General features: G+C 42.9%; 23 protein-coding genes and 2 pseudogenes. 10 read left to right on the top strand and 15 right to left on the bottom strand.

What is annotated here, in order from left to right; all coding sequences use genetic code 11:
• The first annotated feature begins 103 nt into the window (after positions 1 to 103).
• Positions 104 to 886: a response regulator transcription factor gene (locus IHV80_RS20370; RefSeq protein ID WP_192892083.1), complete on the top strand. Its 783-nt coding sequence runs from the start codon at positions 104 to 106 to the stop codon at positions 884 to 886.
• Between the two features lie 166 nt (positions 887 to 1052).
• Here the strand turns inward: IHV80_RS20370 and IHV80_RS20365 are convergent, their stop codons facing one another.
• The 9 genes and pseudogenes from IHV80_RS20365 to IHV80_RS20330 all read right to left on the bottom strand — a co-directional run bounded on the left by IHV80_RS20365 (position 1053) and on the right by IHV80_RS20330 (position 7314).
• Positions 1053 to 1553: a GNAT family N-acetyltransferase gene (locus IHV80_RS20365; RefSeq protein ID WP_192892082.1), complete on the bottom strand. Its 501-nt coding sequence runs from the start codon at positions 1551 to 1553 to the stop codon at positions 1053 to 1055.
• A gap of 162 nt (positions 1554 to 1715) precedes the next feature.
• Positions 1716 to 2699: a DUF2860 domain-containing protein gene (locus IHV80_RS20360; RefSeq protein WP_192892081.1), complete on the bottom strand. Its 984-nt coding sequence runs from the start codon at positions 2697 to 2699 to the stop codon at positions 1716 to 1718.
• Between the two features lie 515 nt (positions 2700 to 3214).
• Positions 3215 to 3511, bottom strand: a complete 297-nt coding sequence (locus IHV80_RS20355) for a hypothetical protein (protein ID WP_192892080.1) — start codon at positions 3509 to 3511, stop codon at positions 3215 to 3217.
• A gap of 153 nt (positions 3512 to 3664) precedes the next feature.
• Positions 3665 to 3844: pseudogene (locus tag IHV80_RS25430) on the bottom strand (hypothetical protein); the annotation flags it as partial.
• 169 nt (positions 3845 to 4013) lie between these two features.
• Entirely contained in the window at positions 4014 to 4484 is a 471-nt protein-coding gene (locus tag IHV80_RS20350) for a GNAT family N-acetyltransferase (RefSeq protein ID WP_192892079.1), read from the bottom strand.
• Between the two features lie 117 nt (positions 4485 to 4601).
• A complete protein-coding gene (locus IHV80_RS20345; protein WP_192892078.1) occupies positions 4602 to 4916 on the bottom strand; it encodes a cupin domain-containing protein in 315 nt (104 codons plus the stop codon).
• Between the two features lie 9 nt (positions 4917 to 4925).
• Positions 4926 to 5429: pseudogene (locus IHV80_RS20340) on the bottom strand (YgjV family protein).
• A gap of 138 nt (positions 5430 to 5567) precedes the next feature.
• Complete coding sequence (locus IHV80_RS20335) at positions 5568 to 6368, bottom strand: PhzF family phenazine biosynthesis protein (RefSeq protein WP_192892077.1); 801 nt, start codon at positions 6366 to 6368, stop codon at positions 5568 to 5570.
• Positions 6369 to 6663: 295 nt separating this feature from the next.
• Entirely contained in the window at positions 6664 to 7314 is a 651-nt protein-coding gene (locus tag IHV80_RS20330; protein ID WP_086713797.1) for a LysE family transporter, read from the bottom strand.
• A 390-nt stretch (positions 7315 to 7704) separates the two neighbouring features.
• On the opposite strand from IHV80_RS20330, the gene IHV80_RS20325 reads away from it, so the two are divergent.
• Positions 7705 to 8736, top strand: coding sequence for an ABC transporter substrate-binding protein (locus tag IHV80_RS20325; protein ID WP_192892076.1), 1032 nt, complete (start codon positions 7705 to 7707; stop codon positions 8734 to 8736).
• A 3-nt stretch (positions 8737 to 8739) separates the two neighbouring features.
• Positions 8740 to 11169 carry a putative bifunctional diguanylate cyclase/phosphodiesterase gene (locus IHV80_RS20320; protein WP_192892075.1) on the top strand — a complete coding sequence of 810 codons (2430 nt, stop codon included), beginning with the start codon at positions 8740 to 8742 and terminating at the stop codon, positions 11167 to 11169.
• 369 nt (positions 11170 to 11538) lie between these two features.
• On the opposite strand, the gene IHV80_RS20315 is transcribed toward IHV80_RS20320, so the two are convergent.
• Together IHV80_RS20315 and IHV80_RS20310 are read right to left on the bottom strand one after the other, a co-directional pair.
• Positions 11539 to 12564 carry a GGDEF domain-containing protein gene (locus IHV80_RS20315; RefSeq protein ID WP_192892074.1) on the bottom strand — a complete coding sequence of 342 codons (1026 nt, stop codon included), beginning with the start codon at positions 12562 to 12564 and terminating at the stop codon, positions 11539 to 11541.
• Positions 12565 to 12573: 9 nt separating this feature from the next.
• Entirely contained in the window at positions 12574 to 13029 is a 456-nt protein-coding gene (locus IHV80_RS20310; RefSeq protein WP_192892073.1) for a hypothetical protein, read from the bottom strand.
• 356 nt (positions 13030 to 13385) lie between these two features.
• Between IHV80_RS20310 and IHV80_RS20305 the strand changes: the two genes are divergently transcribed.
• From IHV80_RS20305 to IHV80_RS20280, 6 genes are all read left to right on the top strand, one after another.
• Positions 13386 to 13781 carry a c-type cytochrome gene (locus IHV80_RS20305; protein ID WP_017105981.1) on the top strand — a complete coding sequence of 132 codons (396 nt, stop codon included), beginning with the start codon at positions 13386 to 13388 and terminating at the stop codon, positions 13779 to 13781.
• Between the two features lie 15 nt (positions 13782 to 13796).
• A complete protein-coding gene (gene ccoN / locus IHV80_RS20300) occupies positions 13797 to 15224 on the top strand; it encodes a cytochrome-c oxidase, cbb3-type subunit I (protein ID WP_192892072.1) in 1428 nt (475 codons plus the stop codon).
• Positions 15221 to 15835, top strand: coding sequence for a cbb3-type cytochrome c oxidase subunit II (locus tag IHV80_RS20295; RefSeq protein WP_192892071.1), 615 nt, complete (start codon positions 15221 to 15223; stop codon positions 15833 to 15835). Before ccoN ends, IHV80_RS20295 begins: the two co-directional genes overlap by 4 nt.
• On the top strand, positions 15832 to 17988 hold the full coding sequence (locus tag IHV80_RS20290) for a c-type cytochrome (protein ID WP_192892070.1): 2157 nt from the start codon (positions 15832 to 15834) through the stop codon (positions 17986 to 17988). Before IHV80_RS20295 ends, IHV80_RS20290 begins: the two co-directional genes overlap by 4 nt.
• Positions 17989 to 18287: 299 nt before the next feature.
• Entirely contained in the window at positions 18288 to 18512 is a 225-nt protein-coding gene (locus IHV80_RS20285) for a PAS factor family protein (protein WP_076670032.1), read from the top strand.
• A gap of 332 nt (positions 18513 to 18844) precedes the next feature.
• Positions 18845 to 19027 carry a hypothetical protein gene (locus IHV80_RS20280; RefSeq protein ID WP_017632710.1) on the top strand — a complete coding sequence of 61 codons (183 nt, stop codon included), beginning with the start codon at positions 18845 to 18847 and terminating at the stop codon, positions 19025 to 19027.
• 149 nt (positions 19028 to 19176) lie between these two features.
• On the opposite strand, the gene IHV80_RS20275 is transcribed toward IHV80_RS20280, so the two are convergent.
• A complete protein-coding gene (locus IHV80_RS20275) occupies positions 19177 to 20469 on the bottom strand; it encodes an alpha/beta fold hydrolase (RefSeq protein ID WP_192892069.1) in 1293 nt (430 codons plus the stop codon).
• A 99-nt stretch (positions 20470 to 20568) separates the two neighbouring features.
• On the opposite strand from IHV80_RS20275, the gene IHV80_RS20270 reads away from it, so the two are divergent.
• Positions 20569 to 20718, top strand: coding sequence for a hypothetical protein (locus tag IHV80_RS20270; protein ID WP_192892068.1), 150 nt, complete (start codon positions 20569 to 20571; stop codon positions 20716 to 20718).
• Between the two features lie 105 nt (positions 20719 to 20823).
• Here the strand turns inward: IHV80_RS20270 and IHV80_RS20265 are convergent, their stop codons facing one another.
• From IHV80_RS20265 to IHV80_RS20255, 3 genes are all read right to left on the bottom strand, one after another.
• Positions 20824 to 21561 carry a DUF3726 domain-containing protein gene (locus tag IHV80_RS20265; protein ID WP_192892067.1) on the bottom strand — a complete coding sequence of 246 codons (738 nt, stop codon included), beginning with the start codon at positions 21559 to 21561 and terminating at the stop codon, positions 20824 to 20826.
• Entirely contained in the window at positions 21558 to 23399 is a 1842-nt protein-coding gene (locus IHV80_RS20260) for a hypothetical protein (RefSeq protein ID WP_192892066.1), read from the bottom strand. Before IHV80_RS20260 ends, IHV80_RS20265 begins: the two co-directional genes overlap by 4 nt.
• Before the next feature lie 205 nt (positions 23400 to 23604).
• Positions 23605 to 25200 (bottom strand): BCCT family transporter, encoded by a 1596-nt coding sequence (locus tag IHV80_RS20255; RefSeq protein WP_192892065.1) that lies wholly within the window; start codon positions 25198 to 25200, stop codon positions 23605 to 23607.
• Positions 25201 to 25399: the final 199 nt, after the last annotated feature.

Below are 25399 nucleotides of genomic sequence, written 5' to 3'. Positions count from 1 at the left end.
TTGAACACATAACGCAATCTATTCAGAACAACATTCGTACCTAAGGTTGACATGCTTTAGCTATTGCCGCTATTTTTGTCTTAAATAACAAAAGGCGGTCAATATGAAAGACAACCAATTTGATAGCTTTGAAGCTCTCCTCTCACACCAAACCAACACTTTAACCGCATGCCAACCAAAAGATTTCGATAGTGTTTTCTCGTTACTTGCTAAGGAAGCGCTTACTTGGTTTAAACTCGATAGGCTCACCCTATTCCCAAACTCTATGATTCTTTTGGATACGGGCAAGAGCATCTCTGTCTCTAAAACTGATACTCCGCAGCTCGACATGAAACGCTTTCTTAAAGGAAACTATCTTGATTATCTCAAGCTTCTACGCTCAAAAGAGTGTTGGCAATTATTCCCTGAAGAGACTTTGAGAAATCACAAGATAGACCCGTTACGATTACTCCATGAAGAGGGCGCGTGTTGGCACGCCATTGTGAGTTTGTCGCTTTTCGGGCAGCAATGGGGGGCTATCGGCTTCTCAAGATTCAAGCATTACGATACCCCTATCGAAGAACGGGACATGAAGCGAATTAAGCTATTAAGTGATGTTTGGCTCTGCTTCTGGCAACACTCAAAAATGACACGCAGTGTTACGAGTGATGAAGCCGATAATATAAATGAGAGCGAAAAGCTATTGCTGCTAACCAAAAGACAGTGCGCAGTTCTTACTCAATTGGCGCAAGGTTATACCGCTAAGCAGTGTGCTGAAATTCTGTTTTTGAGTCCAAGAACTATCGAGTCACACAAATATCGCATGTTGGATATCCTTGATCTCGACAACCATACCGAGCTTATTCAGTTTGCACTGCGAAATGGCTTTAGTATCGATAATCCATAGCGTCCTAACGTACATAGTGTTCTAGCGTACATAGCGATCAATAGCTCGAACATAAACACCCTGATATCAAAACACAGCCTCAACACATAATAGTTTGAGGACTGTGTATTTAGGGGAAATGCTTAATCACCCTCTTATTAAGCAATTTCAGCAAAACCTCTGTGGCTCACTCGCATCGATAATCATGTCGAATTCTCGACATCAGCAACATATCAATATACTTTCCATCTTTGAATGTACTTAACCTCTTAGTGCCTTCTAACTGAAAACCCACACGTTCATATAACGCAATAGCTGCGTGGTTATCGGCATGAACTTCTAGCTCAAGGCGAACTAGGTTAAGCCAGTTATCAGCCTGATTAATGACTTCTTCCATTAACGTCTTACCTACCCCTTTACCATGGGCATCAGGGTGAATTGCAATGCCAAGACCTGCACTGTGTCTGTCTCTTACCTTGGTGGTCATAAACAAAGTAACGTGACCGACCACTTTATCTGACACTTCAGCAACTAATGTGAAATGGTCTGAATGCCCGAACAGTCTTTCAACTTGATCAGAACTAAGGAAAGGCTTTTGTGACGTGTTTTCTGATACTGCTGGATGACGATAAATATCAAAAATATCTTGGTTGTCTGTGAGTTCTAGGTGTCTAATTTGTATTTCCAAAGCGCTTCCTTACTATCTGATCTTCTTAACTGAACGACTTTCATACTACGGATAGCAACGAGCACCTACAACCTTAAAGATTATAAGTGCTCGAAATAATTAAACAGATAATAAAACTCAATTAAATCCTAACTTTAGGCGAGACTTCGAAATGTCTTAACCTTAGAATTTATAGTCGACACCAACGCTCGCGAGTACTTGTTCGGAGTTATAGAAGTCGATATTGGAATCAATCGTTCTTAAACCAAGTAAGGTGATAAACGACCAATCTTCATAACCCATCAATCCGCCAAATTCATACGCTAAGAAGGCGCCATATTCGTTCTCTTCACGAGCTTTTTCATAAATCGGATTCGCTTCATCATACTGACGATCATTGGCATCTAATGTGACAACAAAACCATGACGACCAATTCTCTTCGCGTAATTCAATTCAATACCGTAGCTGTCAAAGCTAAGTGCACCGCCTTCTGCATCTGAATTAAAATACACCATGGAAGGAACCAACAGGCCAGCGTGGTTTGGCAATATGAAGCGATACCCAGCTTTCGCATACACATAGGTTCTTTCCCTATCTAAGAGCGCTGCCTCTTCTGGAAGTAAGCTTTGACTCCCTGAAAGCTCGTCATCCACGTCAGATTCACCAATCGCAAAATCCGTTTGGAAGCGGGTTCCTCCAATATTGGTCAGCTGTAATCGGCCAACATTCCCTTTTACATCGGTTTCTTTTCGATTAACGCCTTCAGCATAAGGGTCTGACCAAGCCTTACCAGAAATAAGCGTAGGCAACACAGAAAAGTCTATGACCGTACCACCAGAGAGTTGATGTCGATAACCAATTTCGAACGCTATAGTACCGGTCGCAATATCCTCTCTAGTAGTACCTGCATAAACCTGATGAGTCAGAGATTCACCGAAGGTATATTGAACGGTACCAAGAAAGCCAAGCAAACCTTGGTTTTCACTGTCACCTTCCATGGTATTGGTTGCTTGATTTGAGTCTTGTTCGGTACTCAAATTACTACTGTCAGAATAGAAACCAGCCAAAACACTAAAGTTACCACTAAAGCCTTCGCTGGGAGCTAAGCCACTGTATGCCGGCATAGAAATGACTGCCGAAAGTACTACAGGTAAAACAGACCTCATATTCACATCCAATAATTGAATAATCATCTATTAACTATAAGTATTAAAATGGAATTATAACAAATATTTAACGTGTAAATATTACTCGCCTTAAGGTACTAGCTATCTCAGGAATCGGCTTAAACACACAATAAGCTGATCTATCGCTTTTAGGCTTTCATAACACTTAACAGAATAGGTTCTGATCATGGGAATCATCATAAAATGAAAACAGACATCGTAGATGTAGCGGCGAAGTGATGAAGCTTAATCGCACTGTAGCTGTTCAAAGTGAGGCTGTGGTGGTTGGACTGGTCGAGATGACGTAATGAGCCGTTAAAGTCCAAAGTCGTGATGCTAGATATTGACGCGATCTCCGCGTAATTGACGGCATTTACTGCCCAATTAATCAAATTAAAAATAAATTAGAAAACCATTTAAGGGTGTGACACGCTCACACCCTTGTCATCTTTCTATATCAAGTGAATGTCGGTACCAAATAAATCGTGCTTCCCTGACACAAGCAATAACCCGAGCTACATAAACAAACGACCGAATATCAAAAATGCCGCCATCGACACCACTTTGGTAAACACCACAACCCAAATACAATCACTAATACTAGAGTGCGTTGCCTTTCCAAGTAGGAATACAAACAGTATCAGCCCTAAAATCCACCCAACCGTCGGTATCATAGAGACTAAAGACACAATAATCGCTATCGTTAGAAGAGACTTAAAATCCGCTACAACAAACGACATTTTAGACGCAATGTACATACAACAAGCCGTGACCAGTGCGTCCATTACAAACGCTAAAGCTTCGATTCCCACTTACTACCCTCACTCTTTTCAATCGAACCGAATAGTACATTGAAATTAAAGAGGAAATCTTAAGGAGATAGTAAAAACATCATCAACATCCGTCTCAGATTTGAGATTTAGAGAAAATTATGGGGGGATCATTTACGCGATTTATTCTTTGGCATTTTCATATTTGTGGCCGAACAAACAAAGAAACGCATTGATGACAAAAGAAAAGAACGAAATAACAACAACAAAGAGCGGAAACAGTCCAGAGACCCCGGCTTGTAGGGCTAACACTCCAATTGCAAAAGATAACATCGACACTAAGGTATATATTTTCAATCTACTCACATGACTCATGAACAACACTCCTTGTATTCATTCAATCTTTAAGATTAGACAACAAATTGGCTAGCACACAATTTGAACTCATCGACAATATCAATAGATCGGCAAAATTTACCCTTAAAAAGGTTTAATAATCCTTTTAGGCCTGTTCCTCTTCACAATCTCCGCTCTTAACATAAGCCTACTGGTCAACAACCTTTTCCATCACGAAATTCGTTAGCGTTACTCCACGCATATCGACTTGCTGTTCATTCACAACATTAAAACCCATACGCTCATAGAATGGCCTGGCGGTAATACTCACCTCAGAGAAATATCTCGATACGCCACGAACTCGACCAATAGTAAAAACATGCTCCATCAGCGCTCTTCCAATACCTTTTCCTTGATATTCATGATGGCAGAAAAAGTGATCAATCAACCCATTCGGTTGAAGGTCAGTATAGCCGACAACACAACCGTCTAGTTCAGCTACAAAGGGTTGTATGCGATACAGACACTTTTTCCAAAGCTCAGGTTCAAAATCACTTGGCGCCCATGCCTCAACTTGTTCTTGAGAATAATCTCGAATGTTAATATTGCGAACAGTATGAAAATAGATCTCCCATAATGCTTTGGCATCACTCGCTTGGTAGTTTCGAATTTTAACCACGACATACTCCTTTCATGTCTTTAGTGTCTTTAGTGTCTTTAGTGTCTTTGACATATTGTACTGGGCGTACAAACCCGTATGTAAATATCTGAGTTGGCGGATTCTGAAAAAAGGTATTTAACGATAAAACACGGCTAGCCAGATCGTAACAGTATCTCTGTCCGTTCCTAGCACCTTGTGCTTTTCTTTCGCAGCAATGTTGATGTAGTCACCTTTGGATAAGGTAACGACACGTCCATCTTCAAATTCAATGACCCCTTGCCCTTCAATAACCATCACCCATTCATGTTCATCTTGATCATACCAACCTTCTTCAGGAGAACTGTGCCCGTGAGACAGTATCCTTTCAATTCGAATATTATCGTTGGTGATTAGATCGCTGAATATTTCATTAGGTATCGATGAAGGAACATCCGAGTAGATATTTGACATTATTATCTCCTAAGCCATCGCACTCTTTTTGAAGTAAAAACGGTAATAGCCAACCAAATTACTGCAGATAAACAGAGCTTCCATCACAACGGCGGTTGGGGAGCCAATCAAGTAATTATGAACCAACTAAAAACTGGTTCCGATGATCATCAATTCTCTTAATCGACGGTCGTCCTTATTGAAGGCGGCAAAGGTTTGAAACACAGAGGCAACACAACTTAATACGCTAGTCAGTCCCGAGTAAGTAAAAGCTGTCGCAACGACAGACATAGAACAAAACAGATATTTAAACTTAGGCGATGTAGAAAATACACTGGTCAAATAGCGAATGGTGGCAATCGTCATTAAACTCGCGGCAGTCCATTGCTCAAGAAGAATAAAATGACTCGAAATAAGTACGCCCGCAAAAAACAGACAGGTAACGATCTTCTTCCTTTCCTTAAATTGGAATGACAACAGATCGAAGCAAATCGCGATAGCGACAAGCACTTGAGATAGATAAAAAGCTGACACGGTGATTCCTTCCATAATAACGTTACGCCCAAGGTGATTAGCTCAGTCATGAATGAGCAAATAAAGCATGCTTGGTTAATTCAAACAGATAAGACAAACAAGAAAATCTCGCGCGATATCAACTCTGAACACGACGCTTTAGATCTTCAACACACCACTAATCACTGTGGTAGCAGATCCAATTAATTTTATTCGTCCGTTAGCTAGTAACTCTGTCGACAGGTATCCGCCGCGATGTGACGCTTGATATGCACTAAAACTGCGTTTATTTAACTTTTCAGCCCAATACTGTGTCAATGCGCAATGTGCCGAACCAGTAACGGGATCTTCATTGACACCAACCCATGGTGCAAAGTAACGAGAAACAAAATCGAGTTCTGTATTTGATGTCAGCGCTGTCACGACAACACCTCGCCCCTTAATACCTTTTAAGGCGTCAAAGTTAGGTGATATATCCAATAGCACTTGTTCGTTTATCACTTCAATTAACTGTTTCGAATCAAACTCCCGGAATGAAATAACTTGGCTCGGCTTTAAGCCAAGATGTTCAAGCAACACAAAATCAGGGTCAGAACTCAATGAGAACTGAGAGCTTGGAAAATCAAGCTCGATAGACGATTCACAAACAGTGGCAGATAACTCGCCAGACAAAGTATTAAACACTACCTTGTCGCCTGTTTTTGCCACCCCTTGCTCTTTCAATACATGGACTGCAGCCAAAGTACCGTGTCCGCATAGTTTCACTTCCACTTCAGGAGTGAACCACTTGAGTGTCATTGTTTCTAATGCGAGAAAAGCCGTTTCTGACACCGCCATCTCTTCCGCAATTGAAAACATCAGCGACTCTTCGAGGATTTCTTGAGAAATACAGACCCCAGCAGGATTCCCTTTAAACGCTTGGTTGGTAAATGAATCCACTTGATAAATTTTTAGGTCCACAATGATTCCTACCTCTAGTACGGGTTAAATATTGCTGACTACAATAAGCACAAATACTTCGTGCTACAAGTATTTAGCGGCAACATTATTAATGCTTATTTAAGAAGTCAGGAATGATAAACAAAGAGTGATGAAAAGAGTTACCAGGTTCAACAGAAGGTTGAACATAAGGCTAAAACAAACGTTGAGACTTGGCTAACTCTGATAGGAAAATTAACAAGCACACGCTCGTGGCAAATAAGCATCGTATCGTGCCACAAGCGTGAGTTTAATGAATAATTAGACGCGACTAAATCTATTGACGTACCAGAGCAGATTTCACAATAGTTAGCCCCAGTAAGCCTAGCATTACCCCTGTAACCTTATCAATATAATAGGCCGCACGCGTAAACTCTCGTCGAACTTTAGGTGCCGATAAAAGGAAGATGATCGCTGCATCCCAGATAAACACAACCATTGTCATCCAAATTCCCAACCCCAATTTGAACATAAAACCAACATCATTGTTTAGAACAACAGTGAATAGGCTCAAATAGAACAACAGGTTTTTAGGATTTAGAATTCCCGATAGAAAACCAGTCACGAATTCTTTTGCGAAAGTAGTTTGACTGGAAATATCTGTATCTGACACATCAATGCTACTGTAATTACACTTTTTTGCTCTTATGGCTTGAACAGCTAAGTACACAAGAAACAAACCGCCAATTATTTTTAACGCGATCATGACTGAAACCGAAGCCGCCAAAATAGAACCGACTCCAATAAGACACAAACCAATATAAACCGCGTTCGCACTGGCAATGCCTAATGCGACACCCAATGCTTTTTTACCTTTATTTCGAACCGCACTTTTTACCACGATGACAAAATCAGGCCCTGGACTTAACAGTGCCAAGAAATGAGCAATTGCCACAGTAATGAAAATACCGAGTAAACCTGCATCCATAAACCAACCTCCTTGTTGTTTAATTAATGCCTGATTATTGCATAAATATAAGAAAACATGCTCAAGCAGTTGAGCAATAGTGTACTTATTCCAAAGTAATCAGAGAGACTACTCATTTTCATCCGTCCAATTCAGGAAAATATGAATTCAATTGGGAAATTGGAGCCATTCAATGAGTACTTTTTATATTTCGATAGCTAAAGCTGGGTATTTCCTGATTTAACTTGTGATCCTGTGCCCAACACTCATTTTTCGTTTTCATTGGGTTGCAGAAAGTTGGTATTTGTATGCAATGCATGGGGTTGAAGTAAAATTAGAGGCCTAAATTTGAACTATGTCTCAAAATTTAGGCTACGATTTAGCTAGTCACGGTACGAAAGGAATCGGTCAGTGAAGACATTCTATATTTCAGTTGTTGTGTCATCATGCTTTTTAACTGGCACAACGTTTGGCCAACAGAACGACATTTATCTCTATAATTGGGATGAATTTTTGTCGGACAATGTTATTACTCAGTTGAGCGATACCTATGATATTTCGTTGAAGCAACAATTTTTTTCAGATGAGTCCATCAGAGATGAAGTTCTATTGAGCGAACGTCGAGGCGCTTTCGAACTGGTGGTTGTTGAGAGCGTAAAACTTAAAGCTTTGGCTAAACAGAATTTATTTCACAACCTCAGGGAATTGCAGAATTCCCTCGCTGATAACTTTGATTCTCGTTGGGTCGACGGATGCGGAGAATATGGCATTCCTTACGCTTGGGGAACGTCCGGAATCTTGTATAGAACCGATAAAATGTCCCCTCCTCAATCTTGGAAAGCCATTCTCGAACCAGAGACCAAGAGCAGCGGCCGAATCAGCATGTATTACGAACCTACGGATTTAGTGAGCACCGCCTTATTGGTCAATCAATTTGATCCCTTCACTAATGATGAACAAGAACTTCGTGTTGCCTATAAAACCTTGCAAATTCAGAAACCTCATCTCGAAAGCAATGAGTACGTCGTTGACTATATCCATCAGCCAGAACGACTCACCAATATTGATTTGGCTTACGGATATTCCGGCGATAGTTATGTGCTTAATGATGCCGATCCAGACGCTTCATGGGCTTATATAGTCCCTCAAGAAGGCACAACGTTATGGTTAGAGTGCATTGCCGCCATTAACAATGGAGAGATGTCTTCACAGGCCTCCACAATATTGTCGTTTCTATCCCAACCGACCATTGCTGCACAGAATGCCATGGACTCCTGGTTTGCAACCCCAAGTTCAAAAGCGAAAGCACTGACTTCTCAAGAGTATCAAAATGATCCTGAGCTTTTCCCTAGCAAAGAGGTATTAGAACGCAGTTATCTGTATGAGCAACTCGAGCCTAATAGTATTCAAATTCGTAATCGTATTGTCGACAGTTTGAGATAATCAATGCCGATATTAAAGAAGCTGTATTTTGTATTAGTTCCGACCCTAATGTTTGTACTCACAATTGCGGGAATCGTTACCTACAACTTTGCATCTAACCACGCCAAACACATGTATTTGGATGAGGTGCAATCTGATGTAAATACCGCTTTGGTCGCCGCTGAATATGAACAGCTAGGCTTGTCATTATTGGTCAAAGATATTGGGGCATCATTGCAGTTCTTGCGCTACATTCAAACGCCTAGCGACTACATCACTTTGTCCCTGTTAGAGAAACGCGTACTCCGAGTTTTAAACCAAAACCATGTTAATCAATTTGGTCAACGTAACATCTACATCATCGATCCCAAGTTCAATCTGACACTCTCAACCTTGAGAGCGGACCCATTCGAGGGATTAAAAATCCCCGACACCATTTACGAACGAGTCTTCGACATATACGCGTCTTTAATGAACAAAGATGAGCTAACTCAAGACGGCTTTTCTTACATTTCGGTTAGTGGAGGCCTCAGGTATGCCTATGTCGCTGCGATAGACCCATATTTGCTCCCGCAAGATAAGCGAGCCAAAAACAGTTTAGATCGCTACATTTTGATTGCAGATGGTCCAATGAAACAACTGTCTAGCTTGATGACTCAGTATAACGGCGACGACAACATGCAACTTATGATCGAGCCCTCATCAAATAAAGAGAACCTTGAAAATACTCAGTTCGTTATTCAGTCTTTTGAACAAAATGAAGACAGCATCAATGTAAAAATGACAAGCCGACACTTCCTCGCCCAAGTTGATATTCGTGAACAAAAGTTCGACCAAGAAAAAGCAGTTATCGCTCAACAAACCATGCTTGGAAGCCTCGCCACTCTATTTACTATCATGTTTATCGTTCACTTGGTCGTGCGTTATCAATTGGTCAGCCCCCTCAGAAACCTGCTGAATGAAATCTCCATTGGTGGACTTAAACTTAGATACTTCAAACGATCGTCGGGGCAAAGTGAAATTGATGGCTTAAAGAACGCCTATATAGACTCACTGACAGAATTGAAATTTGAAGCCGAGTTTGACCAACTCACCAAACTTGCTAATCGACGTTCATTCATACGTCACCTCGATGTTCGCATTAAAAGCTCAATGAAGCCCCGCTGTTATTTGGTGTGCTGGGATATCATCGACTTTCGAAAAATCAACGACCTATATGGCGCAAAGGTGGGTGATAATGTACTGATAAGCCTAGCTAAATCGCTTAAAGAAACGCTGCAAAATCAACAGTCTGCTTTCGGGTTCAGTTGCAGCGATTACTCACTCGCAAGATTGGGCGGGAACCAGTTCATTGCCATATTGGAAATGAATGAACACCAATCGATAAACGAAGAAATAGAGAACATCAATAACACTCTAACGGGTACAACATTCCTGGATTATTATGGTTTTAGACTTTCGATTGCCACTGGCGTACTGCAGGTCGACACGCCGAAATTTGAAGAAATATGGCACAGATGCATTGATGAAATGCTAATCAGCGCAAAAGCGCACAGTGATGGCGAGAGCCGTATTGTTTACGGCGAAGAGCTGCTCCATACGCTGGAAAGGCACGATATTATTGAGAAAAGGCTTTTGGAATGTTGTGAGAGCGACAACTTTGAGCTTCGCTTTATGCCCATTTTCAATGCTCAAACACTCCATATTGACGGTGCTGAATGTCTCATTCGCTGCCCTGCACTGTTTGATATTAAAGCAGGGCCAGATGAGTTCATTCCAGTCGCAGAGAAAAGCAACTTGATCTCCAAACTCGATATGTGGGTTATTAGCACCGCAATCAAGAGCTACAAAGAGCTCTCAGAAATTCACAACTACAAAGGCACCTTATCCATCAATATATCAGCTATGGAGCTCTACAATCGTAATTTTGCCGACAACATTCGCAAAGTGATTGAGCGTTATCAAGTGCCTCCCGAAAACATCATCATAGAAATAACCGAAACCAGTTACGTTAAAAGCACGAAACTGACCGTACAAACCATAGAGAGTATCCGAAATTTAGGACTAAAAGTTTCCCTCGACGATTTCGGCACGGGTTATACCGCGTTCAACCAACTACTTCACTACCCTGTTGATGAACTTAAAATTGATAAGAGCTTTATAGATAATATCGCCAAGGACAAGGCTGACCGTAAGATGGTCGAATCGATGGTTAACTTAGGGCACTCTTGTGACACCTTTGTTGTTGGGGAAGGCGTCGAGTCGATCGAGCAATATCATCACCTACGAAGAGCCAACTGTGACCTAATACAAGGATACTTCTTTAGCTCACCATTAACTTATATTGAGTTCATTGAATTTGTCCGTGACCATAACCCTCGAGCCATTCTAGACCAACAAACAACTTTAGAACCAAGCTCTGACGAAAAGATTGTGGCACTCAATCAGAAATAATAGCTATGTTACTTGGAAATCACAGTGACTGATGACCATGGTCGCTTAGGCATCTTAATAACCACGACAACTTCATCACAGCGACAAGAACCCTTCTTCTTTACATACTAAGTGATGCTCAATCATTATCTGCGCTTAACCACAAACTATTCACGCAATATACTCCGATAAGCCAAAAAGCTCCTACTCCTATAAGAAAAAGCGACTAAACAAACTAAGCCTTATCCGAGTCCATTCTCTATTAGTTCATTAGTTCAGCGGAGGCTACTAGCGTTGCAATGCCAACACCGAATATAGAGAGATATAGGTAGGACAGACTAAGGGACAATGGATTAGAAAAACGAACGTAAGAGGAGCCTTTTAAAAAGCTTAGCCTTGCATGGATGTGAGTAACTCCATCATGTCTTTAGAACTGATGTTTTTTTTATGTCTAACTACGGCGTCAATCATCAGCTCTAGGTTACCCGCCGAGATGTAATCACTGAGTACATCGTTAAATCTCTCTTGAATTTCGTCACTCGCGTATAGATGGTCAGGAATAAAAAATAAAAACTGACTTCCGCTACTACGGAATGAAATTGTGCTTTCAGGAATCTTGTCGGTCAGAGACTTCGCAGCGGAACTCACCACGAGGTCTCCATATTCAAGCCCATATTTTTGGTTAATCTCATTGAGGTTTCTAATTCGTACAAAGTAGAGGTCGAAGTTACTGTTTGTTGGATAGCTATTTTTGACAAATTTCATTAGCGAGACTCTGTTACGAAAGCCTGTAATAAAGTCGGTCGAATGGAGTTTTCGTTTGATAGAAAAGTCGAGATAGAAAATGGTACCCGTGATCAACAAAATAAAGACGAGAAAGGCACTGCTGACTTGGTGAACAACGACAAATTTGCCTACTATGGACGTGTTCTCTTCAATAACAGGGCTTTGTAAGCGAAATTTTTCGTTAATAAAATCTACAAGTGTGTGATAACAAATATCGACTTTCTTCTGCAAAGATTCTTTAGGTAGGACCCCTTGGCTAACTAGTTTAATGGAGGATTCCAAGCTCTTAAACTTCTCAAACTCGGCGGTAAAATAAGGCTTAAAGTTAGCAGATTTAATGAAATTGGAAGACTCGTTGCTATTAATCAATATATCAAAACGACTCCAAGTAATATCGTATGCTAGCCACAACTCATCATAATCAATGGTTTCAGAACGGCTTACCATTAAGAAGTTGGCATATTCTTTTACCAATTGAAAGACGAACCAAGTTGCTTCATTTTGTCTATTCGAAAAACTCTTATTGATATCGTTAATGCGAGTAACACTGTAGATATTAACGGTCAGTACCACTGCTGCCAGAGATAACACAGCGATTTTAACAGCAGTCAATGACAGCAGCTTTTTCATAGTAAACCCTTACAAATGAATATCGCGTATCTGCCAAATCATCTTGGCATGGAAGTCTGTGTTATCAATGTCTGGAGTCGAAGAAAGCGGGTAGATCAACCAATACGGTCCTTTGTCCCTAACCGACATAAACTGGCCATTTTGTTTTATCGCAATGATCGGCTGATAATCCTCAAAGTCTTCTTTAGGAACAGCGATCTTGTAGTCATTCAAAGCCACAAAAGTTACTTGTGATGAAATGGGTAAATCCATTGTTTCAAGCACGGTTTGTAAAGTCACACCACTATAAACCAACTCTCCATCAACCCAAGGTAACGACGTGGTAATTTCTTTTTGAGGGAGCTGTAACAATTGTTCTCTGCTTAATTGATGTTCTTGCCCTAAGTGGTCGAATACGGTGAGTTCCGATGTCGCGAAAATAGAAAATGAACACAATGAAAGTATAAACAGAAGTGCAGTTCGCATTTTAAACTCCATTTTAAAAGGTCACTTATCTGAGTCTAGCTCATATTCGTCATTTAATTGGTGTAAGTCACTCGCTAATTTCAGTCCACCTTCCACGTTTTTTCTATATTCCATGAAATCCCACAATCCTCGGTTTACCGCGCTATTGGCGTCGCTCAATTTAAATAAAAACGACTTTTTTATGGCTAACAAGTAATCCAATTACCGTGATGAATACGTAGCGACCGATAAAATTGACAATAAAAATGAGTAACTGAGTAGCGAGAACGCTTATGCATGCATAACCTTTACACCAAGGTGAGTGTTTTCTGAGGATCATCAAGCACTCGCTCTTTTCTTCAATAAGGGAATCAGTAATGAGATTAAATAAGCAAAAGTTTAACCCCATAACCGCACTTTCCATTCTGCTAATGACGGCTGTCATGAATCCAGTTTATGCAGAATCAAGCGACGAGCAGTTCGAGTTAGGAAAACAAAAAGCCAAGGTGTGTATGACTTGTCATGGCGTTGATGGCATCTCAACGCAAGATCCCTACCCTAACCTTCGCGGTCAAAAGGTGGGTTATCTCATCTCTTCTTTAAAAGATTATCAGACAAGGGAGAGAACCAGTGGTTTAGCGATCCTCATGCAGCAACAAGCCGATACGCTCTCAGACCAAGACATCCGCGATATCTCCTATTTCTATTCAATGCTCGGCAAGGAATCAAGTTCAGTTAGCGACTCAAAAACAGACAGCAATTCAAAACTGTAGGCAAGGAGCCTTGTTATGGAACAAGTGACAACGCAGTACAGCATTAAGGTCGTGAAATACTTCATCGTCGCATCCTTAGTGTGGGCGATTGTAGGTATGATCATCGGTGTGATTCTCGCCGCACAATTATATTGGCCAGTCTTAAACTTTGATTCCCAATACTTCCAATTTGGACGACTGCGCCCGCTACATACATCAGGAGTTATTTACGGCTTCGTCGTGAATATTTTGATGGGGACGTCTTTGTACATTGCCCAACGAACTGGCCATTGTGGTCTGTTCAACAAAAGTTTGTCATGGATGGTCTTTTGGGGGTGGCAATTCATTCTGTTGCTTGCGGTCGTCTCCTTACCCGCGGGTCACACTAGCTCAAAAGAGTATGCGGAACTTGAATGGCCCATCGACTTAATGATTGTGTTGGTTTGGGTGCTCTATGCGGTGTTGTTCTTTGGCACCCTTGCCAAGCGAAAAGTGAGCCATATCTTCGTGGCTAACTGGTTCTTCGCGGCATTCATTATCGTCGTTGCCATGATTTTCATTGTGAATAATCTAGCGATGCCAGTATCGGCTATGAAGTCCTACTCTGTATTTGCAGGGGCTCAAGATGCGATTGTTCAGTGGTGGTGGGGACATAATGCCGTTGGTTTCTTACTGACCGCCGGTGTGATTGGCATGAATTACTACTTCATACCTAAAGCCGCGGATCGACCTATCTATTCGTATCGTTTGTCTGTGATCCATTTCTGGGGCTTAGTCGGTTTTTACACTTGGGCTGGAACGCACCATTTAGTTTACTCTTCGGTTCCTATCTGGATTCAGAACATCGGAATCGTGATGTCATTGATCCTGTGGCTCCCTTCATGGGCAGGTGCGTTTAATAGCGCAATGACCCTGCTTCAAAACAAAGAAAAGCTGAAGTCCGACTACATTCTTTTATTCTTTTTCTCAGCGATTCTTTACTACTGCTTGGCGACATTCGAAGGCCCACTACTTGCTATTCGCTGGTTCAACATGGTGGCACACAACACCGAATGGATCATCGGTCACGTACATTCTGCAGCTCTCGGATGGGTTGGAATGTCAGGGATTGCGGTTTTTTACTATTTCATTCCACGCCTATGGGGCCAAACTGACCTTTGGTCACGACGACTGATCAAATGGCACTTCTGGCTCGCTCATGCTGGTGTCGCTCTTTATGCGATAGCACTTTGGGTTGCAGGCATCGGTGAGGGTTATATGTGGCTCGCTCAAAATGAAAATGGCGAACTGATTTACAGTTTTGTAGAGGCTATGAACTTTAAAGCACCTTGGTTGTTCTTACGATTCTTTGGTGGTGCGCTGTTTGTACTTGGATTGTTCTTAATGGCATTCAATTTGTACAAAACGGTTCGTATGCCAGTAGTACATGACGCTAAACACACCGCTAATGAGGGGCTTAAATGATGAGTAAAGACTTTACACATTCTATCGTCATTTTAATTTTGACCACCGTTGTCGTCGCCTCCTTCTCTTTGTTGGTATGGGTAGTGCCAAGCATTGTCCGTGGAGATGATATTGCCAAAAACAGTTTAGCGATGCCACTCACTCCTATTGAGTTGGCAGGGCGAGACATATACATCAGCGAAGGCTGCCATGTGTGCCACACGCAAATGGTTCGCCCTTTAGAACCAGAAGTGAAACGTAATGGACGCCCGAATAAGGAAGCGGACGATATCTACGAGTTTCCTAACTTGTGGGGTTCCAAACGTACAGGGCCAGACCTCACTAACTTAGGTAGAAAGTATTCTGACCAGTGGCATGTTATCCACCTAATTGATCCTCGAAAAGTCGTACCTACCTCTATTATGCCCTCTTATCCGTGGCTGTTTGAGCAAACTCTTACAGGCGATGACATCAGCGCCAAAATGGAAGTTTTACGTACCTTAGGCGTGCCTTATAGCGATCAAGAAATTGGCGACGCTAGATTGCAAGTAAGAGGCAAAACCAAAGGTGAGGCTCTGATTCGCTATTTACAAAGCCTTGGTAAAGATACGTCACAGGAGGTATCACAATGAGCACATTTTGGAATCTATGGGCGGTACTATTAACCTTAATATTCTTTGTTCTGATGGTGTCTGTTGTCGTTAAGTACTGGCGTAGCAATCACAAGGCCGATCACGATCACACCATTGGCACCTTTGATGGTATTGAAGAGAAAGATGCGCCTCCACCTAAAATACTTTTTATCAGTTATGCAGTAGCATTTCTGCTATCTGCGGGCTATTTAGTGCTTTACCCCGGGCTTGGAGAATGGAAAGGATTAGTCGATTGGGAGCAAAGCGACGATAAACTCAGTTCGCCGACCACCAGCCTTAATGAACAATTCTCTCAAACCAGTGAAACCACGTTGGACGGGGTAGCTTCAGTTCCAGAGATCGTGAACAGCGGTAAAATCCTGTTCCAAACTCACTGTGCGGCCTGTCACCGAGATAACGCTCAGGGACAAAAGCACTTTCCTAACCTGATAGACCAAGAGTGGCTCTATGGCGGAAGTGATGAAGCTGTTATTCATTCGATCGCCAAAGGTCGGAACGGTGCTATGCCGGGTTGGAGTGAAATCATGCGTCCAGATGAGGTGGCGAAAGTTTCCTACTATCTAGCGTCTCTCAACCAACGTCATACCAATGTGCCCGAGGTTAAAGTCGAGCTCGGTAAAACCTTGTTCGTCAAATACTGTTCGTCTTGCCATGCCGATGGTGCTGTCGCTAACCCTGCAATTGGGGTCCCAGATCTTTCTGATGATATCTGGCTTCACGGCGGCAGTATTGAAGAGATTCAACACACTATCAATTACGGCTTGAACAACCTAATGCCTGCGTTTGATGAGCAGCTTACGGAGAACGAAATACTTGCGCTTGGGGCTTACATCCGACACGCTGGTGAAGTGGAGCAACAAAGGCTCGCGAGTTTAAAAACATCGTCTGTTGAGCGTGGAGAATACCTAGCGTATGCCGGTGACTGTGTGGCTTGTCATAGCTCAGAAGGTGGCGAACCCTTCGCTGGCGGCCTACCGTTTGTTACCCCGTTCGGTACCGTGTATTCAACCAACATTACCCCACACACGACTGAAGGAATAGGAACCTACGACTTCGACGACTTCCGAGCCGCATTAGTTGCAGGTAAAGGCAAGAACGGGTACCTCTACCCTGCTATGCCTTACACCTCTTATCAATACCTCACCGACCAAGACATGATCGATTTATGGGAATACATGCAGTCAATCGCCGCAGTGCCACGACGCAATGACGACAACAGCATGATATTTCCATCCAATATTCGCTTAGGCTTACTTGGCTGGAACATTGTATTCATGGACACCGATCCTATTGATTATCAGGTACCAGAAGAGCTTAAAGGTGAAGTTAAGGATGTCGATAAGTGGCAACAAGGCAAGTATTGGGTTGCGGGACTTGGTCACTGCTCGGAGTGCCATACACCACGAAACATCGCGCAAGCTTTGATAGCAGAGCGTATTTTCCAAGGTAACTTGATCGATGGTTGGAACGCGCCTGATATCACTGCCAATGAGCTCTATGTCGATGGTTGGGATGAGAAAACACTCACCGACTTCTTACATACAGGTCACTCGGATAAAGGTACTGCTTTCGCGGGTATGGCAGACGTAGTGAAAAATAGCCTGAGTTTGATGACGCGTGAAGATATTGAGTCGATGTCTTATTACCTACTCAGTGGAGACATCAACAACACCATTGCTAGTGACGCAGTTCCGTTACAGCCTAAAGGGTTTGACGAAGCCGCCTATGGCAGTGAAATCTACATCACTTATCGGCAAACCTGTGGGGCATGCCATGGTGATGATGGTAAGGGTCGAGCTCCAATCGCACCAACATTGTTGAATAACGGCATCATCATGCACAGCGATCCATTCAACACCATCGCGGTAACGGTACGTGGCCTACAACCAACCTATCTCGACAAGGACCGTAACTTCATGCCAATGGCAAGTTTTGAAGATGTACTGTCGGATCAAAGGCTGGCTGAGTTAATCACGTTTGTGCGTTCAAATCTTGGAGACCGAAACGAACCTGTCACGGCAGAGCATGTTCGAGAGGTAAGAGAAACACTAGAAGCTGCAGGTTACGCCGGAGGGTTGCACACCACTCCTGAAATGTATGAAAGTCGAGATAAGAACATTAACATCCGTTAGTCGACGAACAAACCATGCAGGAGGCCAAGTTCTGGCCTCCTTTCAACTGTTTTTAATACAACAGTTTTTAAAACAACCGTCTCCAATACAACTGTGTTTTAGTACAGACGAGCTTTGATACAACCGTGTTTTCGATATTCTAATCACACCCAATCTAGACACTTTACCCACCAAACGTTTTAACTAACTGATTACATAATAAAGTCAATTCACACATAATGAGATCGATATCGCAGAACAAAGATGTGACTAAGTGCATAATCTTCATTATTTTATAAAGATGTACTAAGGGACCGTCTATGGATACAACAACTCTCATCTACGATACATTGGAAGGGTTATCGAGCGCAGAGCCTCAACAGCACGCTCAAATTCGCCAAAATCTATACAACCAATTAGATTTATCATTTGAGAAGCAGTTAGCCTTGTATTCAAATGTCCTAGGACCAGCCAGTGCAGGCCGTTTAACAGACCTTGAAAGTGCGGTCGTTTCTGCATGTAAGATTGTTGGTTTGAAAAAATAACCCGCCTTGGTACTGAGTATTTCTTTCTAGGAAACCAAAAATTAAAACGCTGCGAATTCGCAGCGTTTTTTGTTTTCTTACAACAAAGGCTTTTCCACAACAAAGATTTTCATACATAAACTCAACTCTGACTCCTATCCTAGCTTTTAGCTTTTAGCTTTTAGCAGACAAACCGTATTGATAACGGTTCGCGATAAGTCCAATTCGCTCTGTTTTTCAAGTTACATGCATTCTCATTTGGTTAATCTTATGTTCCATTTTTAACAGGTGTGCAACCTCAATAATGGCGCTAATGTTAGTAGCACGTTAACCACACATCGGATGGAAGAATCATGAGAGTACTTATTGAATATACACAAACAGGCAAATACCGTGACCATGCGTGGGAAGCATTAACGATTCGTTCAAAAGGCGAAATTCAAGCTGTGACTCCCTCTTATGCGGCTCAGCTTATCAAACAGAACCGCGCCAGCTTATCGACCACTGAAAATCAAGATATCGTCATCCAACCTTAATGAATTTAGGAACTATCCCTCCCGGTTCTTAAACTCTCTGTTTTACTCGCTTTAGTTATTAATACGATACTGAGCAAAACAGAGTTCGATGACATAAAAAAACGCTGCACGGATGCAGCGTTTTCTTGTTTCTAACGTAGACAGTTTGACTATTTTGGCAGGTTTTCTAACGCATCAACCATTGTCATTAACTTATCGACAATTCGTTCGCCATCGACTCTCAAGCCGTTGTGTTCATACTCGTTGGTAATCCACGCTTTAGAGTTTGGAATGTTGGCAAGCGTTTCGCGGCTGTAATCCAGCTCTACGTACATGTCGTCTGCATAAACCGCACACGCCATCGGAACCGTATTTTTGCTCAGTTGTTCTGCGTTGTACAAATTGCCCCAATCCGACTTCTCAGCCAAAAGATTCGCCGCTTCACGCAATGGCTTCAGTGTTTCTAGTTGGTCGAACATCCATGGGTAGACCATTTCTCCAGTAAACCAGAACTCACTACCCGATTGGTAGTTGAAATGCGGGTACTGCTCACGAACACGGTGTGCAGACCAGTTAGACGCTGTGCCTTGGCAGTAAATAGACTCATGCAGAATCGCGTAGATAGGATTTGTAAGGTAACCCTGCTCTTGCTGCATTTGGTTTAAGAAGCTGTAGCTCAATTGCTTACTACCGTTCACTTCAACAAACGCACTCTCCAATGTGAAATACATCGGGAGATTAGCTTCACCACCACCAAGGTTAATACCGATTAGCTGGAATTGTTCAACTGTGAACACCTGACCGTTTGGCAGTCTCACATCGTTATTAAGCAGGTAATCAGAGATCTCACGACACATGGCTTGTGCTTGTGGGAACTGAGCAAAGAAGGCTCTATTTTTATCTTCGACACGCTTGTAAGTCGCACGGTAAACATCATCTGCTTCACGCTCGATAGACGGAATACCACCCGTTACATAACAGCACTGTAGGCTTTGTGGGAACAGTGACAAATAGCTCAAGGTGCAGAAGCCACCAAAGCTTTGACCAATCGTCGACCATTGCTTAACACCGAATTGCTCACGAATGGCTTCAGCGTCACGAACAATGTTATCCGCTCTGAAATTCGTTAAGTAATCTACTTGTTGATCTGGAGACATATGTGCCAAGGTTTCATGGCTGATAACCGTGCTGTTGCCTGTGCCGCGCTGGTCAAGAAGCAGAACACGGTAGTTTTGTAATGCACGCTTTAGCCAGCCTGATTGACCGCTAACACGTGGAGAAGGAAAGCCCGGGCCACCTTGAAAGTAGATCAACCACGGTAATTCTTGCGCATCTTTTGCGAGATCAACCAGTTCACGAGCGAAGACTTGGATCTGTTGTCCATCTTTTGCTTGGTAATCGAGTGGCAACTCAAAAGAGTGCTGACGATACAGGGTGGTTCCATCAATAAAGTTAGCTTGCACGCTTCATTCCTTTTTTATCTGATTCTAAAGTCATCGGTACGCATAAAATCGGCACCCTTTGGCACCTTTAATTAGCAAGATACGCATAGTGGCTTGTAAATGAAACTGTTTGTTGAACCTGAATGTGAAGGTACTTCATTAAATCGCCAAATTAGCTTTAAACGCGTAACAACTTGTTTCAAAACAGAAGGTTTAAGGGAGGCTATTGAGAGGAAGAATGAAAATGGGAAACAAATAAAAAGAGCTTAACGAAGTGAGGATACGTTAAGCTCTTTGGTTTTATCTGTGTTGATAAACTAACTGGATTATTTGCCGTTAATCTATCGAATCTATTCGTTCTATCAAATCTAGCGACTACGAAGCCGTTAATTCACCTGCACCTTGAGTCGAACGTTGGCTACTTTCAACAAGGATTGCCGTCGCGGTCTCTTTCAACGCGCCCCACTCTCCATCATCAACTTCAATGCCATCGTTCCACGCTTTCTCTTGAGTTTTAAAAAGCGCTTCCGATTCAATGTGTGTTTGGTAGCCATCTGACAAACGTTCGATATCGAAATCCTGGACGGAAAGCTCGATGGTCATATTGTGGATATGTTCGTCCGATGCCAGTGGCAAATCTGATAAAAACAGTTCTGGAGCAACGCAACCACGGTTAAGGACATACAAAGTGCTCTTAGGGTTTGAGCCATTGTCCCAACGTGCGGTACATGCGATACCTTTCGCAGCCAATTTCACAAGCTCGCTGTACGCTAACCAACGGTTGTGGCAGTTGTTTAGCTCAATTTTCAGCGTCTTTTTACCGACCATTTTTTCAATCGCGTAGTCCATCACAACGGGGAGGTGGCACGCCAAACTCGCCTTGTGCAGGTCAACTTCAACGGTATTGTCGCTGCTCACTTGAATGTCTACAGGGCAATCGTCTTCAAGACCCATAAAGTTGCTCGCATTGTTAAAATGACGAACACCATCCAAACCGACCATTTGTAAATCTGCCACCATGTTCGCTATCACATCGGCTTCACCACATGTACGACGCATACCCAGAAAGGCTTTATTGACGGCCGCTACCAGTTCATTGTGAGAAACGATCATAACGATTTACCTCCATGTTGGCCTTTCGTAGTTGTGGTGTGAGCAGTTGTGCTGTGAGTAGCTGTACTGTGAGTAGACATATTTTGCGAACCAGACAGTTCAGCTTCACTTGGTAACAGTGGGAACACCCATTCGTCCTGATGAATTTCATCAAGCAGTGGCGCGCCTTGGAAAAACGTCACTCGTACCCAGCGGTCTGAGCGAGGATCAAACTTAGTCGCGCCAAACATAGCAAGCTTACAACGCAGTAAGTGCATTGGTGGAGAATCTTGGTGCAACACATTCATTTGAATGTCGCCCATCGCCTTGTTACCTAGCGTCCACACACGGCGTGCAATAGCACGATGCTGTGGCTGCTTAACCAAAAACTCTGCCAATGAAAGCTCTGGCGCAAACTGCAATAAAGCATGATACAAACGGTAAGCTTGACGGCCGATATCCAACGGCAGTTCACGCTCTTCACCTAGCTCTTCGCCTCGAACACCGAGCCTTGGCTCTTCTTTATCTTGAGAGCGATACCAGAACCAGTAATTATTCTCTGCTTTCGTAAAGTCGGTCGTAATTGCCCAACGATACTTTTCTTCTAGTACAACCAAAAGATCTTGAATTTTTTTACCGCTAGGAAGCGACAGCGTTTCGCTACAATTCATTTGCTCTTGATGGGCGTCCACTAATTCTGGGTACAATTCCATCAAGCATGAGATAAGGATTTCTTGGGCTTCCATACTCATGTGCTTAGATTGCTCGACAAATTCACCCCATGTTTCACATCGGTTGACTGTAGCATCTAACGTTTGTTCTGCAGCTTTCAACTCAGTGACGGCAGCTTTGTTCAACTCTTGCTGCTTTTCATTGATGGTTACGACTTGTTCTAAATGACAAATCGCTTTTTTAACTAGTGTACGTAATGGCTCGATCAACGCCGCATCAGTAGGATTAACCAACACGTCAGCCAATGCATGCTCACGGGTTGTCATCCACTGATCGACAATACTTGGGTGGTTAATAAGGTATGGCGCCATGCCTAGACCTGTCGCATTACCAACACCAAGGTAACGTTGTAATCCTCTGTGCAAGGTGATCGCTTGTTCACCGCCCTGTTGCTCAGCTAGGTAATGAACCCAATCGAGGCTAAATTCACGCAGCATATAAACGGCACACATTTGCGCACTAAACGATTGATTAAAATCTTCATTTTTTTCTAAGATTTTAAAGTCAGCAATGCCAAATTTGCCATTACCGTATACCGCTGTCGTTCGCAAGATGTAACCCACTTCAGCCAGCTCTTTTGGCGTTGGTTGAACACCTTTAGCCAAGTGACTAACGATATGTTCAAACACACGCACGCTTTTGTTGGCACGCGCTAAAACAAGCACATTGTTAGGGTTACGGCCTGCTTCTTGAAGCGGTACATTCGCACGAAGTCTTTCAAGTAGGGTGACATCCACATCACCAAGAACAAGCGCAAACGTTACGTCCCACTTTTCAGCAATTACACGGTCATTTCGTTCGTCGTCTGCAATTTCATCGCAAAAAACAACCAAATGATAAACATGGTTTGGCGTCGCTAGCTTATAGATAACGTGACCAAAACCTTGAGGGTCTAGTTGCCACTCATGCTTAGTCACTTTCCATTCTTGCTGCGCCATTTTACGAATCAGAGTTCTTACAAAGCTGATGCGTGTTTGGTGCATCGCACCTAGCCTTTCCGGTGCCATGACGACTGTTGCGTCACGTAGTGCTGATTCAGTGTAGGTAGAACGATGTGCATCCATTTTGCTCACCACCTTATAGTTATAGGATTTTGCTAGCCATTCAGAACCGATCGTTGCCATCATTTGAAGCATTCGTTGTTACAGTGTGCTGGTTAGCTTTCACGTTATAGGAGCAAGCGAACTCACCCCTTATTATTTGTCCTAACTAGATCGATTGACCTAAATACGTGCAGCTCGGTGTATCTTCACCAGTACGGGTTTGCTGTTCCTTTCGGAATCTTGTATCAGCCTTCTTTCAAAGGCTGATACCTTGTTTCTCTTTAACTTGTTATAGGCCCTGCTCTTTCGCCATCTTGATTGCGATTTGAGGCGCATTCCAAAGTGATGGCAGCAAGATTAAGGACACCGGTACCGCTGTGATAACAATGAATGATTGCAGCGCTGAAATACCGCCGGAACCTAAGGAAATCAGAATTAACGCTGTTACCCCCATCATCACACCCCAGAAGGTACGAATAATTGCATTCGGTTCTGTCTCACCACTGATAACCACACTGATGGTGTAAGTCATTGAGTCACCGGTCGTTACAATGAAGATCGTGGTTAAGATCAAGAACAAAATAGAGATAAGCATTGGCATAGGTAGCTGTTGAGTTACCGCTAGCAGAGCACCTGGTAAGTTAAAGCCTTCGAACGCTTTACTTACGCTGCCTGGATCCGCGATTTCGAACGCAAGACCAGAGCCGCCAACAATCGTGAACCAGAAGCAAGTAACAAACGGTGCAATCAAGCTAATAGTTGATACCAATTGGCGAATACTACGACCGCGTGAAATACGTGCGATGAAGATTGCCATCATTGGGCCGTAACCTAGGAACCAACCCCAGAAGAATACTGTCCACCAGCTCAACCAACCTTCGTCACCACGGTAAGTCGCCATTGGGATGAAGTTATCAATCATGCTGCCTACACCTTGGATGTAGCCATTGAAGATGAAGTTTGTTGGGCCAAAGATCAGGATATAGACCATCAATGCCATCGCCAAAATTACGTTGTAACGGCTTAGCATTTGCATTCCGCGGTTAAGACCACTTAATGCCGACAATGTGTACAGAACGATAGCGAACAAGATGATGATCAGCTGTGTCGTAAAGCCATCTGGAATACCAAACAGTTCGTTAAGCGCGTAGCTCACTTGCAAGCCCAAGAACCCGATAGGGCCAATGGTGCCCGCCGCTACTGCGACAATACAACATGCATCAATCAGTGCGCCGGTGTGGCCTTTCAGTGCTCTTTCGCCCAAAACTGGGTAAAGCAAAATACGAGGTTTAAGAGGCAAGCCTTTGTCGTAATGAAGGTGCATAACCACGATAGACGTTAAGCTACCCACAATAGCCCATGCTAGGAAACCCCAGTGCATGAAAGATTGCGATAAAGCATTCACTGCGCCTTGCTGTGCGTTTTCTTGTGCGCCATACAAAGGTGGTGGGCTGACATAGTGCGCGATTGGCTCAGCTGCCGCCCAAAAAACACCGCCACCCGCAAGTAGCGTACAGAAGATGATAGCCATCCAACGGAAGCCATCCATTTCAGGTTTTGCGATGCCGCCTAGGATAACCTTGCCTGTTCGCCCTGCCGCCAGGCCAAGACCAATAAGAAAAGTCAGAAGAAGAAGCATTTGCCAATAAGGACCGAATACTTTTACAGACCATGCAAAGCCCGTGTTTACTAGACTTGATAATAGCTCGCCATCAAATAAAGCAAGTGCTACGAACAGAGCGATAAAACCGCCGCTGTACCAAAGTGCTGGATTGGATAGTCCTAATTTGTCTGAAGTAGATTCAGACTTATTTGTGTTGCTTGCTGTGTGTGCTTGACCCGCATTTACGTTTGAAGATTTCACGCTATTGGTTAAATCAGACATACTCTGACTCCAGAGGTTTCTTTGCAGCTGTCATTTAAATGATGACTACAAGAGGTGTATTTAACACCTGCCCTATTATTTTTGTGTTGGGCAGGCTAATCCATGTTTGGGTTACCGCGTTGCGAAATAGACCGTTGTTCCTTTTGAATAGTGAAATTGGTTAAAACAGCACTTCTAAATGAACGTTTTTAGAAGGCTG

This window comes from Vibrio bathopelagicus (genome assembly GCF_014879975.1).
Lineage (GTDB): Bacteria > Pseudomonadota > Gammaproteobacteria > Enterobacterales > Vibrionaceae > Vibrio > Vibrio bathopelagicus.
The sequence above is the reverse complement of the archived record's forward strand: the minus strand, read 5'-3'. Positions and strand labels throughout refer to the sequence as shown.

Bases quoted from the DNA above. Each gene is read 5' to 3' on its own strand.
- IHV80_RS20370 (WP_192892083.1), top strand. From the start codon at position 104: ATGAAAGACAACCAATTTGATAGCTTTGAAGCTCTCCTCTCACACCAA.
- IHV80_RS20360 (WP_192892081.1), bottom strand. From the start codon at position 2,699: ATGAGGTCTGTTTTACCTGTAGTACTTTCGGCAGTCATTTCTATGCCG.
- IHV80_RS20345 (WP_192892078.1), bottom strand. From the start codon at position 4,916: ATGTCAAATATCTACTCGGATGTTCCTTCATCGATACCTAATGAAATA.
- IHV80_RS20330 (WP_086713797.1), bottom strand. From the start codon at position 7,314: ATGGATGCAGGTTTACTCGGTATTTTCATTACTGTGGCAATTGCTCAT.
- IHV80_RS20320 (WP_192892075.1), top strand. From the start codon at position 8,740: ATGCCGATATTAAAGAAGCTGTATTTTGTATTAGTTCCGACCCTAATG.
- IHV80_RS20315 (WP_192892074.1), bottom strand. From the start codon at position 12,564: ATGAAAAAGCTGCTGTCATTGACTGCTGTTAAAATCGCTGTGTTATCT.
- IHV80_RS20310 (WP_192892073.1), bottom strand. From the start codon at position 13,029: ATGCGAACTGCACTTCTGTTTATACTTTCATTGTGTTCATTTTCTATT.
- IHV80_RS20305 (WP_017105981.1), top strand. From the start codon at position 13,386: ATGAGATTAAATAAGCAAAAGTTTAACCCCATAACCGCACTTTCCATT.
- ccoN (WP_192892072.1), top strand. From the start codon at position 13,797: ATGGAACAAGTGACAACGCAGTACAGCATTAAGGTCGTGAAATACTTC.
- IHV80_RS20295 (WP_192892071.1), top strand. From the start codon at position 15,221: ATGATGAGTAAAGACTTTACACATTCTATCGTCATTTTAATTTTGACC.
- IHV80_RS20290 (WP_192892070.1), top strand. From the start codon at position 15,832: ATGAGCACATTTTGGAATCTATGGGCGGTACTATTAACCTTAATATTC.
- IHV80_RS20285 (WP_076670032.1), top strand. From the start codon at position 18,288: ATGGATACAACAACTCTCATCTACGATACATTGGAAGGGTTATCGAGC.
- IHV80_RS20280 (WP_017632710.1), top strand. From the start codon at position 18,845: ATGAGAGTACTTATTGAATATACACAAACAGGCAAATACCGTGACCAT.
- IHV80_RS20270 (WP_192892068.1), top strand. From the start codon at position 20,569: ATGAAACTGTTTGTTGAACCTGAATGTGAAGGTACTTCATTAAATCGC.
- IHV80_RS20265 (WP_192892067.1), bottom strand. From the start codon at position 21,561: ATGATCGTTTCTCACAATGAACTGGTAGCGGCCGTCAATAAAGCCTTT.
- IHV80_RS20260 (WP_192892066.1), bottom strand. From the start codon at position 23,399: ATGATGGCAACGATCGGTTCTGAATGGCTAGCAAAATCCTATAACTAT.
- IHV80_RS20255 (WP_192892065.1), bottom strand. From the start codon at position 25,200: ATGTCTGATTTAACCAATAGCGTGAAATCTTCAAACGTAAATGCGGGT.